Origin of the sequence: Citrobacter sp. Awk 2 (genome assembly GCF_028069815.1) — a bacterium.
GTDB lineage: Bacteria > Pseudomonadota > Gammaproteobacteria > Enterobacterales > Enterobacteriaceae > Citrobacter.
Window position 1 is genome coordinate 1 of record NZ_JANEWL010000105.1, and the last position, 15,516, is coordinate 15,516.

Sequence of the window (15,516 nt, forward strand, 5' to 3'; positions counted from 1 at the left end):
TTTTATAAGTTAGTATTTTTTGTTTACTGTAACTGCCGAAAATATTGGGGTTGATAATCGGCTTAATATTGAGCGTATAGAATGAAAATCACCATTTCCGGAACTGGGTATGTTGGCCTGTCAAATGGTCTTCTTATCGCCCAACATCATCAGGTCATTGCTCTGGACATTGTCCCTTCACGTGTCGAGATGCTAAATAATCGGATATCTCCGATAGTCGATAAAGAAATTGAACAGTATCTACAATCAAGCGATATAAATTTCAAAGCCACGCTGGACAAGTACGACGCCTACCAGAATGCAGATTTTGTTATTATTGCAACGCCGACAGATTACGACCCGAAAACAAACTATTTTGATACCTCCAGCGTTGAATCAGTTATCAGCGATGTGATTGCAATAAATCCTGATGCGCTCATGGTGATTAAATCAACAGTGCCTGTTGGTTTTACTCAGACTATGCGACAGAAGTTTAACTCGGATAATATTATCTTTTCTCCTGAGTTCCTGCGCGAAGGAAAGGCACTGTATGATAACTTATACCCATCACGAATTGTTATCGGCGAACGGTCTGCTCGTGCTGAACGTTTTGCTGCCTTGTTACAGGAAGGGGCAATAAAGCAGGATATCTCGGTGCTGTTCACCGATTCTACTGAAGCTGAAGCCATTAAGCTTTTTGCAAATACCTATCTGGCAATGCGGGTTGCCTATTTTAATGAACTTGATAGCTATGCAGAAAGCCTGGGGCTTAATGCACGACAGATCATCGAAGGGGTTTGTCTGGATCCGCGCATTGGGAACCATTACAACAACCCTTCATTCGGTTATGGTGGATACTGTCTGCCAAAAGACACGAAGCAATTACTCGCCAACTATCAATCTGTACCTAATAATATTATTTCAGCCATCGTTGATGCTAACCGTACACGAAAAGATTTTATTGCTGATGCTATTCTTTCGCGTAAACCCAAAGTTGTCGGTATCTATCGCCTGATTATGAAAAGCGGCTCGGATAATTTTAGAGCCTCGTCTATTCAGGGCATCATGAAACGCATTAAAGCGAAAGGTATCCCGGTCATAATTTATGAGCCGGTAATGGCAGAAGAGAGTTTTTTCCATTCGCGGGTTGAACGTGATTTGGCTAAATTCAAAAGTGAGGCCGATGTTATTATCTCAAATCGGATGGCTGAAGAGCTGTTGGATGTCGCTGATAAAGTGTATACCCGCGATTTATTCGGTAACGATTAAAGGTTCTGCAAAATAAAGATACCGGCATGATGCCGGTATCAGTCTATTATTGATGGCGTTTGCGTAAATTCTCAATCACCGTTGTTAGATCGAGATCTTGGTCCTGCAGCAGAACCAGCAGGTGATACATCAGGTCCGATGCCTCATTGGTCAACTCGAAACGATCATGCACGGTCGCGGCCAGTGCTGTCTCAACACCTTCCTCTCCAACTTTCTGGGCAATTCGCTTCGTACCGCTGGCGTACAATTTTGCGGTATAGGAGCTGGCGGGATCTGCCGTTTTGCGCTCAGCCAGGAGTTGCTCCAGTTGATACAGGAACAGCCATTGGTGGCTGGAATCACCAAAACAGCTGCTAGTGCCTTTGTGACAGGTTGGCCCAATCGGGTTAACCAGCGCCAGCAGGGTGTCGTTGTCGCAATCAGCGGAAATGCTGACGACATTAAGAAAATTGCCAGAGGTTTCACCTTTGGTCCACAGGCGCTGTTTAGTACGCGAGAAAAAGGTTACTTTCCCGCTTTCGATCGTTTTATCCAGCGCTTCCGGGTTCATATACCCGAGCATCAACACTTCACCGGAAACCGCATGTTGTACGACGACCGGCATCATTCCATCGGTTTTTTCCCAGTCCAGCTCGCGGCATTGTTGCTTCGTTAACATATCCTGATCTCCACGCCCTGTGTTGCCAGGTACGCTTTTAATTCGCCAATATTGATAATTTGCTTATGGAAAACGGAGGCGGCAAGCGCACCATCGACATCTGCATCCCTGAAGGCATCAAGGAAGTGCTCCATCGTTCCTGCACCGCCAGAAGCGATCAGTGGAACATGGCAAACTTCGCGCACTTTTTTCAATTGCTCAAGATCGTAGCCGTTACGCACGCCGTCCTGGTTCATCATATTAAGAACGATTTCACCCGCGCCCAGTTTTTGCACCTCTTTTACCCAGTCGATCGTTTCCCACTGTGTAACGCGCGTACGGTTTTCATCTCCGGTGTACTGATTGACGTGATACTTCCCGGTTTGTGCATCATGCCAGGTGTCGATACCTACCACGATGCACTGCACGCCAAAGCGATCCGCCAGGCGGGTGATCAACGTTGGGTCAGCCAGAGCAGGGGAGTTGATAGAAATTTTATCTGCGCCGAAAGACAGTATCTTTGCGGCATCCTCGGGTGATTTAATTCCACCGGCGACACAGAACGGAATGTCGATCACTTCTGCCACGCGTGATACCCAGCTTTTGTCCACCACGCGACCATCGCTCGATGCGGTGATATCGTAAAAAACCAGCTCATCTGCGCCTTCATCGGCATAGCGTTTTGCCAGTGGAACGATATCGCCAATAATCTCGTGATTGCGGAACTGAACACCTTTGACAACCTGCCCGTCACGAACATCAAGGCAAGGGATTATGCGTTTTGCCAGCATTGGATGGCCTCCTCAACGGTGAATTTACCTTCCAGCAAAGCACGTCCCACAATGACGCCGCCAACGCCGGTTCCGCGCAGGGCGGCGACATCTTCAATCCCACCAATCCCGCCGGATGACTGAAATGCCACCTGGGGGTATTTCGCACACACTTCTTCGTACAGTGCAACGTTTGAGCCAGCCAGCGTGCCGTCACGGGAGATATCGGTGCACAGCACGTGCTTCAGACCGACGGGTAAATAGGCCTCAACCAGTTCTTCCAGTGAAACGCCGGAGTCTTCCTGCCAGCCGCTGACCGCAACCTGTTTATTCCCGAGCTCGTCGATCCGCACATCCAGCGCCAGAACCAGCGCGTCAGCACCAAAGCGCGTGAACCAGGTTTTAACACGCTCGGGCGATTTTACCGCCGTCGAGCCGACAACCACACGTGCAACGCCCGCATCCAGCAGCGTGGCGACGTCTTCTTCAGTACGTACGCCGCCCCCTACCTGCACCGGTACGTTTACGCCAGCCACCAGTGTTTTAATCAGCGGTATTTGCCGTTTCTGCGGATCTTTTGCACCGGTCAGGTCCACCAGGTGCAGCACCTTTGCGCCTTGTGCGGCATAGCTTTGTAAACGGGGCAGGGGATCGTTACCGTAATCACGCTGCGTTGCGTAATCGCCCTGATGAAGACGCACAACCGTGCCGTCGATTAAATCTAATGCCGGAATTATCATTACATCTCCAGAAAGTTTTTCAGCAACTTCGCGCCAGCGGCACCTGAACGCTCCGGGTGGAACTGCACGCCAAAGAAATTATCCTTTTGTACCGCTGCGGTGAAGGGCTCACCGTAGTTGCATTGCGCAATAGTCCATGGGTTCACCGGCATGGCGTAGCTGTGTACAAAATAGAAATACGCCCCATCCTCAATGCCCTGGAAAAGGCGGTTTCCGGCCTGTGGATAGACACGGTTCCAGCCCATATGCGGCAACGGCAGACCAAAATCGGTCATTTTGGGTACGTCTTGATCAATAATCCCCAGCAGGGAGACACCGTTACTTTCTTCACTGCGCCGACCAAGCAGCTGCATACCTAAGCAAATCCCCAGTACAGGTTGTGTGCAGGCTTTAATCAGTTCAATCAGCTCACGCTCGTGTAGCTGATCCATTGCCGCCTGTGCGGTACCCACACCAGGCAGAAACAGTTTATCGGCACGCAGCACAACATCCGCATCGCGGCTAACCACCGGATCATAGCCGTGGCGTGCGACGGCAGATTTCACCGAGTTCAGGTTGGCGCAGCCGGTGTCGAGGATCACCACGTTCATCACAGCACCCCTTTTGAAGAAGGAAGCGTGTCGCCTTCTACGCGAATAGCCTGGCGCAGTGTGCGGCCAAAGGCTTTGAACAGACTTTCCACGCGGTGGTGGTCATTTTTACCTTTGGTTTTAAGGTGTAACGTGACACCCATGGTGTAAGAGAGCGAACGGAAGAAGTGTTCGATCATCTCCGTACTCAGATCGCCGACGCGCTGGTAGGTAAACTCAGCCCGGTACTCCAGGTGTGGACGCCCGGAGATATCCAGGGCGCAGCGTGCCAGGCACTCGTCCATCGGCAGCACAAAGCCAAAACGGTTGATGCCTCGTTTATCGCCCAACGCCAGTTTTAAGGCTTCACCCAGCGCCAGCCCGGTATCCTCAACGGTGTGGTGATCGTCAATATACAGATCGCCTTTGACGGCTATCTCCATGCGAAAACCACCGTGGGTCGAGATTTGATCCAGCATGTGGTCAAAGAAGCCGACGCCGGTATTAATTTTGCTGCGGCCTTCGCGGTCCAGCCAGACTTTAACGTCAATCTGCGTTTCTTTTGTATTACGCTCAACGTGGGCGTAACGATCCCGTTTGGTTAGCTGCTCACCGATCATTGCCCAGTTGAGCGTGTCGCGGTGATAGCGTAACCCGGTGATGCCCATGTTTTCCGCCAGCTGAATGTCGGTTGCGCGATCGCCGATTACGTAGCTGTTCGCGGTATCCAGCGCCTGTTCAATCAAGTATTGTTCGACCAACTTCACTTTGGGTTTACGACAATCACATGCGTCTGCCGGCAGGTGCGGACAGATCAGTACTTCATCAAAAATGACGCCCTGTGAGGTGAAAATTTGCATCATCAGGTTGTGCGGACCGTCAAAATCCGCCTGCGGGAAGCTTTGTGTTCCCAGTCCATCCTGGTTGGTGATCATCACCAGCTTAAAACCTGCTTTTTGCAGTTTTAGCAAGACCGGGACAACCTCCGGCTCAAAGGCAAGCTTGTCGAAGCGATCAACCTGAAAGTCACTGGGCGGCTCGGAAATCAGGGTTCCATCACGGTCAATAAAAAGATACTTCTGGCTCATACTTGCTCCGCACGTAAGGCGTCAATGACGCGCTGGCTCTCTTCACGGGTTCCGACAGTAATACGCAGGCAGCCGCTCAATGAAGGTTGTTTGTTCTGGTCTCGTAAGATAATGCCCTGATCCCACAAAGATTTAAATACGCTACTTGATGCTGTGAAGCGCGCCAGAACATAGTTGGTTTCAGAGTCGAAAACCTGTTCTACACAGCGGAGGGTTTTCAGGCTATCAACCAGGTACTGACGCTCTTGTAGAATCTGCGCCACGCGCTCGCGCATGGCGGAAATGCCTTGCGGCGTTAGCGCCTGAGCAGCGATATCTGCCACCGGTGTAGAGAGCGGGTAAGGCGCGATCACTTTCAACAACAGGTTGATAACGTCTTCATTAGCTAGCGTAAATCCGCAGCGCAAACCGGCAAGGGCAAACGCCTTAGACAGGGTGCGCAGTACCACCAGGTTTGGGTATTCCGATAGCCAGCCTGCCAGTGTGGCCTGCGGGCAAAATTCGATATACGCTTCATCGGCGACCACGATGGCTTTGCCCTGCGTCATGTCGAGCAGTGAACGCAGATCCTGCGGGTTAATTAACTGGCCCGTCGGGTTATTGGGACTGCAAACGTAAACCACTTTCACGCCATCGAGCTTGTCAGCGATACCCTCTAAATCCAGTTGCCAGTTGGCAAGTGTCGGTACGGTACGACATTCAACGCCAATGGTTTCAGCACTGACGCTATACATGCCATAGGTTGGCGGGCAGTAGAGAATCGCCTCTTTACCCGGCTCGCAAAAAGCACGGACCAGCAACTCGATACCTTCATCAGCACCACGGCTGACCAGTACCTGCTCTGGCTTAACGCCTGCATACTGCGCGTAGTTCTCGATCACTGCCTTCGGCTGACACTCCGGATAACGGTTCAGTGTTTGCTGAGTCAGCTGGAATTCAACGGCGGTGGGGAACTCATTGGCATTGAGCCAGACGTCGCCATTTCCGCCCAGACGGCGGGCAGATTGATACGGTGTTAGCTCACGGACATTTTTACGGGCTAAATCAGTAACGCTGAGAATGTTGTCAGTGCTCATGCTTGCTCCTTCAGGGCGTTAACGCGCAGGGTAACGGCATTTTTGTGGGCAGTCAGTCGTTCAGCGGCGGCCAGCGTTTCGATGGTTGCGGCCAGGGCAGAGAAACCTTGCGGCGATAATTCCTGTACGGTCATCCGCTTCTGGAAATCGGCCAGTCCAAGACTTGAGCAGGTTGCGGTATAGCCGTAGGTAGGCAGCACGTGGTTAGTCCCGGAGGCATAGTCACCGGCAGATTCCGGTGACCAGTCACCGAGAAAGACAGAGCCCGCACTGGTGATGTCATCGACCAGTTCGCGAGCATTGCGGGTCTGAATGATCAGGTGCTCCGGGCCGTACGCATTAGAAATCGCTACGCATTGCGCGAGAGAACGGGTGACAATCAGACGACTGGCACTTAACGCCTGCCGCGCGGTTTCAGCGCGTGGCAGCGCGGCAAGCTGGCGTTCTACTGCTTCAGCAACCTGGCTGGCCATACCGGCATCCGGCGTCAGCAGGATCACTTGAGAATCGGGGCCGTGTTCGGCCTGAGAGAGTAAGTCAGAGGCAACGAAATCCGGCGTGGCGCCGCTGTCGGCAATCACCAGCACTTCAGACGGGCCTGCTGGCATATCGATGGCAGCACCGTCCAGACGCTGACTAACCTGACGCTTGGCTTCGGTCACAAAGGCATTACCGGGACCGAAAATTTTGTCCACTTTCGGCACGGATTCGCTGCCAAATGCCAGCGCGGCAATCGCTTGTGCGCCCCCAACGTTAAACACGTCCTGTACGCCGCAGAGCTGCGCGGCATACAGAATTTCATCGGCGATAGGTGGCGGAGAGCACAACACCACTTTTTTACAGCCGGCAATGCGGGCCGGGGTGGCGAGCATTAACACTGTTGAGAAGAGTGGCGCGGAGCCCCCGGGAATGTACAGTCCAACAGAATTTACCGGGCGGGTAACCTGCTGGCAGCGTACACCGGGCTGCGTTTCAATATCGACTACCGGCACTTGTTGCGCGTTATGAAATGTCTCGATGTTTTTCACGGCGACAGCCATGGCCTGTTTAAGGTCATTGCCAAGACGTGCGCCGGCGGCGGCGATCTCTTCGGCACTGACTTTCAGCGCATTCACGTTAGTTTTATCAAACTTTGCGCTGTATTCACGTAGCGCTGCGTCACCGCGCGACTTTACGTTATACAGAATTTCGCTCACGGTACGGGTGATGCTATCTGACGCCGAGATTGCCGAGCGCATCAGTAATTCACTTTGCTGCTCTTCAGTACAGCTATTCCAGTCGATGATGGTATTAAAGCTCATAATCGTCTTCCTTTTTTTGCCGGATGGCACGTTGTTTATCCGGCCTACGGGTCTTGTAGGCCCGGCAAGCGAAGCGCCACCGGGCAGCATAAGTGGAATTACTCCATCATCTTCTCAATAGGCAGCACCAGGATGGAACTGGCACCAAGCGCTTTCAGTTTTTCCATCGTTTCCCAGAACAGGGTTTCGCTGCTAACCATGTGCATTGCCACGCGCTGCTGATCGCCGGCCAGTGGCAAAATCGTTGGGCGTTCAGCGCCTGGCAGCAAGGCGATAACGTCGTCCAGACGTTCACTTGGCGCGTGCATCATGATGTATTTAGATTCGCGAGCCTGAATAACCCCTTGAATACGGGTCAGCAGCTTATCAATCAGTTGTTGTTTAGCTTCCGCCATTTCTCCGTCACGCTGAATCAGACAGGCTTTGGAGCGGTAAATGACTTCCACTTCACGCAGGCCGTTGGCCTCAAGCGTTGCACCGGTGGAGACCAGATCGCAGATTGCATCTGCAAGCCCAGCACGGGGAGCAACTTCGACAGACCCGTTTAACAAGCAGGATTTGAACGAAACACCTTTCTGATCGAGATAGCGTTTGAGCAGGTGCGGGTAAGAGGTGGCGATACGTTTGCCGTTCAGTGCAGACGGACCGTCCCAGGCTTCGTCAACCGGAGTCGCCAGCGAAAGACGACAGCCGCCGAAGTCCAGACGACGTAACGTAAAGTAACGAGGATCTTCACCCTGTGCCCGGCGGTTGAGCAGCTCTTCTTCCAGCACGTTTTCACCGATGATGCCGAGATCAACGACGCCATCCATGACCAGACCCGGGATATCGTCATCGCGTACGCGGAGAATATCGATAGGCATATTCTCTGCCATCGCAATCAGGCGCTGGGTGTGAAGATTAATTTTAATGCCACAGCGGGCCAGCAATTCGCGTGAGTCATCGCTTAAACGGCCTGATTTCTGCATAGCTATGCGTAAGCGGGTGTTGTCTAACATTCTTTATTCCTCGTTATCCTGTCTGAATCGGTTTGGGTCACGCACAAAAAAAAGCCCCCGGAAGAAATCTTCCGGGGGCTTTCTCATACGCTCATGCACCGCTGGAAGATTTAAATGTCTCCCAGCACACATCGCCTGAAAGACTAGTCAGGATGATGGTGATGATGGTGATTAAATTGAGCGCGTGTCATAAATTTTCTCGATGAATGCTTATTCATTTGATGTCTTTTAACCTAAACCACTTTAGCCACGGAAAGCAAGGGCTTTTTTTGATCATTAATTCATTTCATATTGATACTATGAATTGTCAGCCACCGTGGGCTGGCGTAGCCTTGGGTTATAGGCCAAAAGTCAGGAGAAAAGGCATGAAAAAGGTCGCAATTGTCGGATTAGGTTGGTTAGGCATGCCGTTAGCCATGTCTCTGGCAGCCAGGGGTTGGCAGGTTACCGGCAGCAAAACCACATTGGATGGGGTGGAAGCGGCCCGAATGAGCGGTATTGAAAGCTACTCGCTGCGCCTGGAGCCTGAACTGGTCTGTGAACCTGACGATCTCGATGCGCTAATGGATGCGGATGCGCTGGTCATCACCCTACCTGCACGCCGTAGTGGCCCGGGTGAGACGTTTTATTTGCAGGCAATGCAGGAACTGGTCGACAGTGCGCTGGCGTATCGCATTCCACGGATTATTTTTACCAGCTCCACCTCGGTTTATGGTGATGTGCAGGGGACGGTGAAAGAGGGCACACCACGTAATCCGGTCACGGCAAGTGGTCGTGTCCTGAAAGAACTCGAAGACTGGCTGCACAATCTGCCGGGAACGTCGGTGGATATTCTGCGCCTGGCAGGCCTGGTGGGACCGGGCAGACATCCCGGTCGCTTTTTTGCGGGTAAAACTGCACCTGATGGGCAGCATGGCGTCAATCTGGTGCATCTGGATGACGTGGTTTCTGCTATCACGTTGCTGCTACAAGCGCCTAAAGGGGGACACATCTATAATATATGTGCGCCTATGCATCCGGCGCGCAATGTGTTCTACCCTCAGATGGCTCGTCTGTTGGGGATGGAGCCACCGGATTTCCGGGACGGAGTGGGTAACGGTAAAGGTAAAGTCATTGATGGCAACCGAATTTGTAATGAGCTTGGGTTTGAGTACCAGTATCCCGATCCGCTGGTGATGCCGATGGAGTGACAGATCAGCAGAGTGTCGCTGTATACCGCCAGGGGGCGAGTATGAAACCACTGCTGGATGTTCTGATTATTCTTGATGCGTTAGAGAAAGAGGGGAGTTTCGCGGCGGCGTCAGCAAAATTGTTTAAGACGCCGTCAGCGCTGAGTTATACCGTCCACAAACTGGAAAGCGATCTTAATATTCAGTTGTTGGATCGCAGTGGGCACCGGGCCAAATTTACTCGTACCGGACAAATGCTGCTGGAAAAGGGACGCGAGGTCTTACATACCGTGCGCGAACTTGAAAAGCAGGCCATCAAACTGCATGAAGGCTGGGAGAATGAACTGGTTATCGGCGTAGACGATACCTTTCCCTTTTCTCTTCTTGCCCCGCTCATCGAATCTTTCTATCAACACCACAGCGTAACGCGTCTTAAATTTATCAATGGCGTACTGGGCGGCTCCTGGGATGCCCTGATTCAGGGCCGGGCCGATATCATTGTGGGTGCCATGCGTGATCCACCAACAGCGAGTGACTTTGGTTTTGCGCGCTTGGGTGTGCTTGAACAGGCTTTTGTTGTTGCTCCCCATCATCCATTGGCGCAGGAGCCGGAACCGTTGAGTCGCCGGACGATCAAACGTTTTCGCGCCATTGTGGTCGGCGATAATGCGCATCCCGCGAACGTATCGGCTTCTCAGCTTCTCGACGATCAGGAAGCCATCACCGTTTTTGACTTCAAAACCAAACTGGAACTGCAGATAAGTGGTCTGGGATGTGGTTATATTCCGCGCTATCTGGCACAACGATTTTTGGACAGCGGGGCACTGATTGAGAAGAAAGTTGTCGCGCAAATTCTGTTTGAACCCGTGTGGATTGGCTGGAACGAGCAGACCGCGGGATTAGCCAGTGCATGGTGGCGGGATGAAATTTTAGCAAATAGTGCTATCGCGGGGGTCTATGTAAAAACGGTTGTCGATAAATCAATCGGTTAGGAAAAAATATTTTTTGACAAGGCTCTCATTCTCTTGTCATTTCGCCCTAATTTAGTGCACAATGCGCCGCTTGCAAAAAATGAGATTAACCGACGTTTTAATACGCGTCGGTTATTTTTTTGCATCAAACCAATCATTCATAAAAGAGGCCGGGCTTCGTACCGGATAGATACTTACTTAAAAATCGACAGTTGTTGTCGCTGAGGATTAACAAAAAATGGGGCAATTTTTTGCTTACGCGACGGTTTCCGCCGTAATGGAGGATAACCATGTCGCATAACGCTACTCCAAACACCTCTCGCGTGGAATTACGTAAAACGCTTACGCTGGTTCCGGTTGTCATGATGGGCCTTGCCTATATGCAGCCGATGACGCTGTTCGATACATTCGGTATCGTATCAGGAATGACCGATGGTCACGTCCCGACAGCTTACGCCTTTGCACTGATCGCCATCCTTTTTACCGCACTGAGCTACGGTAAACTGGTGCGTCGCTATCCGTCTGCAGGCTCTGCCTACACTTACGCCCAGAAATCCATTAGCCCGACCGTTGGCTTTATGGTGGGTTGGTCATCACTGCTGGACTACCTGTTCGCACCGATGATCAACATTCTGTTGGCGAAAATCTATTTTGAAGCCCTGGTGCCGTCGATACCGTCATGGATGTTCGTGGTAGCACTGGTGGCCTTTATGACTGCTTTTAACCTGCGCAGCCTCAAATCTGTCGCGAACTTCAACACCGTGATCGTGCTGTTGCAGGTCGTGTTGATTGCGGTGATCCTCGGCATGGTCGTTTATGGCGTGTTCGAAGGGGAAGGTGCGGGTACGCTGGTGAGCAGCCGTCCGTTCTGGTCAGGTGACGCGCACGTGATTCCAATGATCACGGGTGCTACTATCCTGTGCTTCTCGTTCACCGGTTTCGACGGTATCAGCAACCTCTCTGAAGAGACCAAGGATGCTGAGCGTGTGATCCCGCGCGCAATTTTCCTGACCGCACTGATTGGTGGCCTGATCTTTATTGTTTCTACCTATCTGTTGCAGCTGTACTTCCCGGATATCTCTCGCTTCAAGGACCCGGATGCTTCACAGCCTGAAATCATGCTGTACGTAGCCGGTAAGTTCTTCCAGGTCGGCGCGCTGATTTTCTCCACCATTACCGTATTGGCATCCGGGATGGCGGCGCATGCAGGCGTAGCGCGTCTGATGTACGTGATGGGGCGTGACGGTGTATTCCCGAAAAGTTTCTTCGGTTATGTACACCCTAAATGGCGTACTCCGTCCATGAACATCATCCTGGTTGGCGCGATTGCCCTGCTGGCAATTAACTTCGACCTGGTAATGGCGACGGCGCTGATTAACTTTGGTGCGCTGGTGGCGTTTACCTTCGTTAACCTGTCGGTAATCTCCCAGTTCTGGATCCGTGAGAAGCGTAACAAGACGCTGAAAGACCACTTCCAGTATCTGTTCCTGCCGATGTGCGGTGCGTTGACCGTGGGTGCACTGTGGGTGAACCTGGAAGAGAGCTCTATGGTTCTGGGGCTGATCTGGGCTGGTATTGGCCTGATCTACCTGGCTTGTGTGACCAAGAGTTTCCGTAACCCGGTACCGCAGTACGATGAAGATATCGCGTAATCACCTAATCTGATATCGAAAAAACCGGAGACATGTTCTCCGGTTTTTTTATTCCTGTGCTTTATTTCCAGCCAGTATTAATAACCGTTAGTTCTAAATTAGAGAATTTGGTTATTGGTTCTTAACCAGTTAGTCATGAATAATTTCCTGACTAATATACTTCTGGCTAATTAATTTATGTTTTCAATGATCTTAAGCGGGCTCATCTGTGGCGCGCTGCTTGGCTTTGTCATGCAACGTGGACGATTTTGTCTGACGGGCGGCTTTCGCGATATGTATATTGCGAAAAACAATCGTATGTTCTATGCGCTACTGATAGCCATTTCTGTGCAAAGCGTGGGTGTCTTTGCGCTGATCCAGGCGGGTGTACTCAGCTATGATGCCGGCACCTTCCCATGGCTGGGAACCGTTGTTGGTGGCTATGTCTTTGGTATCGGAATTGTGTATGCGGGCGGGTGTGCTACCGGAACCTGGTATCGTGCAGGAGAAGGGCTTATCGGTAGCTGGATTGCGCTGTTTACCTATATGGTGATGAGTGCGGTGATGCGCTCTACGCATGCGAGTGGGCTGAATCAGGCGTTGAAAACCTACAGTACTGAGCATAACTCCATTGCCGATACGTTGAACCTGTCCGTATGGCCACTGATCGCTATTCTGCTGGCGGTTACATTGTGGGTGGTGGCGAAAGAGCTGAGAAAACCAAAATTGAAAGTCGCTACGCTACCGCCTCGTCGTACCGGCCTTGCGCATATTTTGTTTGAGAAGCGCTGGCATCCATTTGTTACTGCGGTTCTGATCGGGCTGATTGCGCTGTTGGCATGGCCGTTGAGCGAAGCAACCGGACGAATGTTTGGCCTGGGTATCACGTCACCAACCGCCAATATTTTGCAATTCCTTGTCGCAGGCGACAGTAAGTTTATTAACTGGGGAGTGTTCCTGGTGCTGGGCATTTTTCTCGGCTCATTTATTGCAGCGAAAGCCAGTCGCGAATTTCGCGTTCGTGCGGCCGACGCACCCACCACGCTGCGTAGCGGTTTTGGCGGTCTGTTAATGGGCTTTGGTGCCAGCATCGCGGGGGGCTGTTCGATTGGCAACGGTCTGGTTATGACGGCGATGATGACCTGGCAGGGATGGGTTGGCCTGGTCTTTATGATTCTCGGCGTCTGGACTGCGTCATGGATTGTGTATATCAGACCGCAGCGTAAGGCAAAACTAACCGCTGCTGCGGCAAATTAAGCGTAAGGATTTGATGATGGCAATTAAAAAACTGGATGTGGTCACGCAGGTTTGTCCGTTTCCACTGATTGAAGCAAAAGCGGCACTGGCAGAAATGGCAAGTGGTGATGAACTGGTGATCGAGTTTGACTGTACCCAGGCAACTGAGGCAATCCCGCAATGGGCCGCCGAAGAGGGGCACGTGATTACTGATTATCAACAGGTGGGTGACGCCGCCTGGAGCATTACGGTGCAGAAAGCGTAAACACGATCCCTCCGCCGTCTGGCGGAGGGCATTTCATCTTCAGACTATCTCTTGTGCATACTGCCAGAGCGATTTCAGTAGCATCAGCTTCTCTTTGTTGTCAGCGTATTGCTGACTCAACATCTGCAATTCATTCGCGTAATTTTGCAAAAACTCCGGTGTGAATACCTGACGACGATGATCCAGCCAGCGTTGCTGCTCCCCCTCATCCAGTGTTCCGGGGAAATTGCGTGCGCGATAATTAAACAGCAGTTTTTCAATGCGCTTATCGACGAAAGTGATGTCCAGCGCGGGTAAATTGCGAGGTTCGGTTTCCAGAACGATCTTCATTGCGGCACGGTCAGCATCGCTGAAAAAACCGTTGTATAACTGCGCATCTACGTTGTCCGATGGCGCAAAGGGTTCTGCTTCGGCAAAAATAGCCACCACTTTATCGCGCACCTGCGGGTTTTCACGCAGGACTTTAAGATTATCCAGGCAATGCTGGCGGTTAATTCCGAGACGATTGGCATCTTCCGGACGTAATGTATTAGCCTGTGCCAGAACCGGACATTTGTTGATATGCACCAGTTTAACCGGCACCGCTGCGTTATCTCCCAGATCGGCTTTGGCAGTGTAAAGACGCTCGCGCAGGGTGTCGCTATCCAGTTCAAGCAAGGGAGAGATATCACCGGCTAAGTCGACCATAATAACTGCATTACGATTATCCGGATGCCAGGCGAGCGGGGCAACCCAACTGGTGTTACCTCGCCATGCACCGAACATACCAGATACATGCACTAAGGGCTTCATTTGTGGGACATCAATCAACGCAGCCAGCTTGTGTTTATTACGGTGGCTGTAAAGATAGTCAAACAGACGAGGTTGACGTGACTTTACGAGTTGCGCCATGGCAATCGTGGCATACACGTCTGCCATCGCATCGTGGGCATTAGCATGCTCAATTCCGTTGGCGCGGGTCAGATGCTCAAGGCGAAAACTGGGTAGCCCGTCGTCGTTTTCTGGCCAGTTGATCCCTTCCGGTCGTAGCGCATAGCAGGCGCGCATTACATCCAGCAAATCCCAGCGAGAATTGTCGTTCTGCCAGCTCCAGGCGTAGGGATCATAAAAATTGCGATACAGGATATTACGTGTCACTTCATCATCGAAGCGCACATTGTTATAGCCGAGGATACACGTTTTCGGCACGGTAAACAGCGCATGGATGCGGGCAGCAAATGCGGCTTCGTTCTCACCCTTATCACGTGCTTCTTGCGGCGTAATACCGGTTATCAGCACCGCTTCAGGTTGTGGCAGATAGTCGTCGGCGGGCTTGCAGTAAAAGACTTCGGGATCGCCAATGATATTGAAATCGCTATCTGTGCGGATGGCCGCAAACTGCGCGGGTCTGTCCAGTGCCGGATGGGTACCAAAGGTCTCGTAATCGTGGAAGAGAAAACCAGGTTGCTGCTTGCCGTCATTCATTGTTCAGTTATGTCCGGGATCAATTTAGCGCTCATCTAAGAATACCAAAAAATAGCGCGGTAATCAGCAATGGGATTATCAATGCTCGGCGATGGCCGCAATAAAATTGAGATAAACGTGATTAAAATAAAACGAATTAATAGGTTTGGGGTTTTAAGGATATTTCATGAAATAAGGTTACGTTATCGTGTGAGTTTATAAATAAGCTAACTGATAACTATTATTATTATTTTTGCGTTTGTTAGTGTGTTCTGGAAACTTTAAAACTCTTTTATAAACAATGGGTTTTATTCTTGCTGGTTAACGGGGTTTTATTGTAATGAAATGTGAGTGAGGTTAAAAATTAATAATTT

General features: G+C 51.2%; 16 protein-coding genes, 1 pseudogene and 1 other annotated feature. Of the genes and pseudogenes, 7 read left to right on the top strand and 10 right to left on the bottom strand.

Annotated features, from left to right (window positions below; genetic code table 11):
- Positions 1-81 precede the first annotated feature (81 nt).
- On the top strand, positions 82-1,248 hold the full coding sequence (gene ugd, locus NNO02_RS19775; protein WP_271455548.1) for a UDP-glucose 6-dehydrogenase: 1,167 nt from the start codon (positions 82-84) through the stop codon (positions 1,246-1,248).
- A gap of 46 nt (positions 1,249-1,294) precedes the next feature.
- Here the strand turns inward: ugd and hisIE are convergent, their stop codons facing one another.
- The 9 genes from hisIE to hisL all read right to left on the bottom strand — a co-directional run bounded on the left by hisIE (position 1,295) and on the right by hisL (position 8,618).
- On the bottom strand, positions 1,295-1,906 hold the full coding sequence (gene hisIE / locus NNO02_RS19780; protein WP_271455549.1) for a bifunctional phosphoribosyl-AMP cyclohydrolase/phosphoribosyl-ATP diphosphatase HisIE: 612 nt from the start codon (positions 1,904-1,906) through the stop codon (positions 1,295-1,297).
- Entirely contained in the window at positions 1,900-2,676 is a 777-nt protein-coding gene (gene hisF, locus NNO02_RS19785; RefSeq protein ID WP_271455550.1) for an imidazole glycerol phosphate synthase subunit HisF, read from the bottom strand. The genes hisIE and hisF overlap by 7 nt, the downstream gene beginning before the upstream one ends.
- Entirely contained in the window at positions 2,658-3,395 is a 738-nt protein-coding gene (hisA, locus tag NNO02_RS19790) for a 1-(5-phosphoribosyl)-5-[(5-phosphoribosylamino)methylideneamino]imidazole-4-carboxamide isomerase (protein WP_271455551.1), read from the bottom strand. The genes hisF and hisA overlap by 19 nt, the downstream gene beginning before the upstream one ends.
- Positions 3,395-3,985 carry an imidazole glycerol phosphate synthase subunit HisH gene (gene hisH, locus NNO02_RS19795; protein WP_005128083.1) on the bottom strand — a complete coding sequence of 197 codons (591 nt, stop codon included), beginning with the start codon at positions 3,983-3,985 and terminating at the stop codon, positions 3,395-3,397. The genes hisA and hisH overlap by 1 nt, the downstream gene beginning before the upstream one ends.
- Positions 3,985-5,052, bottom strand: coding sequence for a bifunctional histidinol-phosphatase/imidazoleglycerol-phosphate dehydratase HisB (hisB, locus tag NNO02_RS19800; protein ID WP_101741454.1), 1,068 nt, complete (start codon positions 5,050-5,052; stop codon positions 3,985-3,987). The genes hisH and hisB overlap by 1 nt, the downstream gene beginning before the upstream one ends.
- Positions 5,049-6,128 carry a histidinol-phosphate transaminase gene (gene hisC, locus NNO02_RS19805; protein ID WP_271455552.1) on the bottom strand — a complete coding sequence of 360 codons (1,080 nt, stop codon included), beginning with the start codon at positions 6,126-6,128 and terminating at the stop codon, positions 5,049-5,051. The genes hisB and hisC overlap by 4 nt, the downstream gene beginning before the upstream one ends.
- Positions 6,125-7,429, bottom strand: a complete 1,305-nt coding sequence (gene hisD, locus NNO02_RS19810; RefSeq protein ID WP_271455553.1) for a histidinol dehydrogenase — start codon at positions 7,427-7,429, stop codon at positions 6,125-6,127. The genes hisC and hisD overlap by 4 nt, the downstream gene beginning before the upstream one ends.
- Before the next feature lie 98 nt (positions 7,430-7,527).
- Positions 7,528-8,427 carry an ATP phosphoribosyltransferase gene (gene hisG, locus NNO02_RS19815; protein WP_271442594.1) on the bottom strand — a complete coding sequence of 300 codons (900 nt, stop codon included), beginning with the start codon at positions 8,425-8,427 and terminating at the stop codon, positions 7,528-7,530.
- 45 nt (positions 8,428-8,472) lie between these two features.
- Positions 8,473-8,595: a sequence feature (His leader region), on the bottom strand.
- Complete coding sequence (gene hisL / locus NNO02_RS19820) at positions 8,571-8,618, bottom strand: his operon leader peptide (RefSeq protein WP_101741515.1); 48 nt, start codon at positions 8,616-8,618, stop codon at positions 8,571-8,573. It overlaps the preceding feature by 25 nt.
- 174 nt (positions 8,619-8,792) lie before the next feature.
- On the opposite strand from hisL, the gene NNO02_RS19825 reads away from it, so the two are divergent.
- The 6 genes and pseudogenes from NNO02_RS19825 (at position 8,793) to tsuB (ending at position 13,699) form a co-directional block, all read left to right on the top strand.
- Positions 8,793-9,617 carry an SDR family oxidoreductase gene (locus tag NNO02_RS19825; RefSeq protein ID WP_271455554.1) on the top strand — a complete coding sequence of 275 codons (825 nt, stop codon included), beginning with the start codon at positions 8,793-8,795 and terminating at the stop codon, positions 9,615-9,617.
- Positions 9,618-9,658: 41 nt separating this feature from the next.
- Positions 9,659-10,643 (top strand): annotated as a pseudogene (locus NNO02_RS19830) (LysR substrate-binding domain-containing protein).
- A gap of 162 nt (positions 10,644-10,805) precedes the next feature.
- Positions 10,806-10,868, top strand: coding sequence for a membrane protein YoeI (yoeI, locus tag NNO02_RS23895; protein WP_101741514.1), 63 nt, complete (start codon positions 10,806-10,808; stop codon positions 10,866-10,868).
- Positions 10,858-12,219: a putrescine/proton symporter PlaP gene (plaP, locus tag NNO02_RS19835; RefSeq protein ID WP_048218046.1), complete on the top strand. Its 1,362-nt coding sequence runs from the start codon at positions 10,858-10,860 to the stop codon at positions 12,217-12,219. Before yoeI ends, plaP begins: the two co-directional genes overlap by 11 nt.
- A 177-nt stretch (positions 12,220-12,396) precedes the next feature.
- Positions 12,397-13,455, top strand: a complete 1,059-nt coding sequence (tsuA, locus tag NNO02_RS19840; protein WP_137382963.1) for a thiosulfate utilization transporter TsuA/YeeE — start codon at positions 12,397-12,399, stop codon at positions 13,453-13,455.
- A 16-nt stretch (positions 13,456-13,471) separates the two neighbouring features.
- Positions 13,472-13,699 (top strand): thiosulfate utilization sulfurtransferase TsuB/YeeD, encoded by a 228-nt coding sequence (tsuB, locus tag NNO02_RS19845; protein WP_137383002.1) that lies wholly within the window; start codon positions 13,472-13,474, stop codon positions 13,697-13,699.
- 39 nt (positions 13,700-13,738) lie between these two features.
- On the opposite strand, the gene sbcB is transcribed toward tsuB, so the two are convergent.
- On the bottom strand, positions 13,739-15,163 hold the full coding sequence (sbcB, locus tag NNO02_RS19850) for an exodeoxyribonuclease I (RefSeq protein WP_271448982.1): 1,425 nt from the start codon (positions 15,161-15,163) through the stop codon (positions 13,739-13,741).
- Positions 15,164-15,516 lie beyond the last annotated feature (353 nt).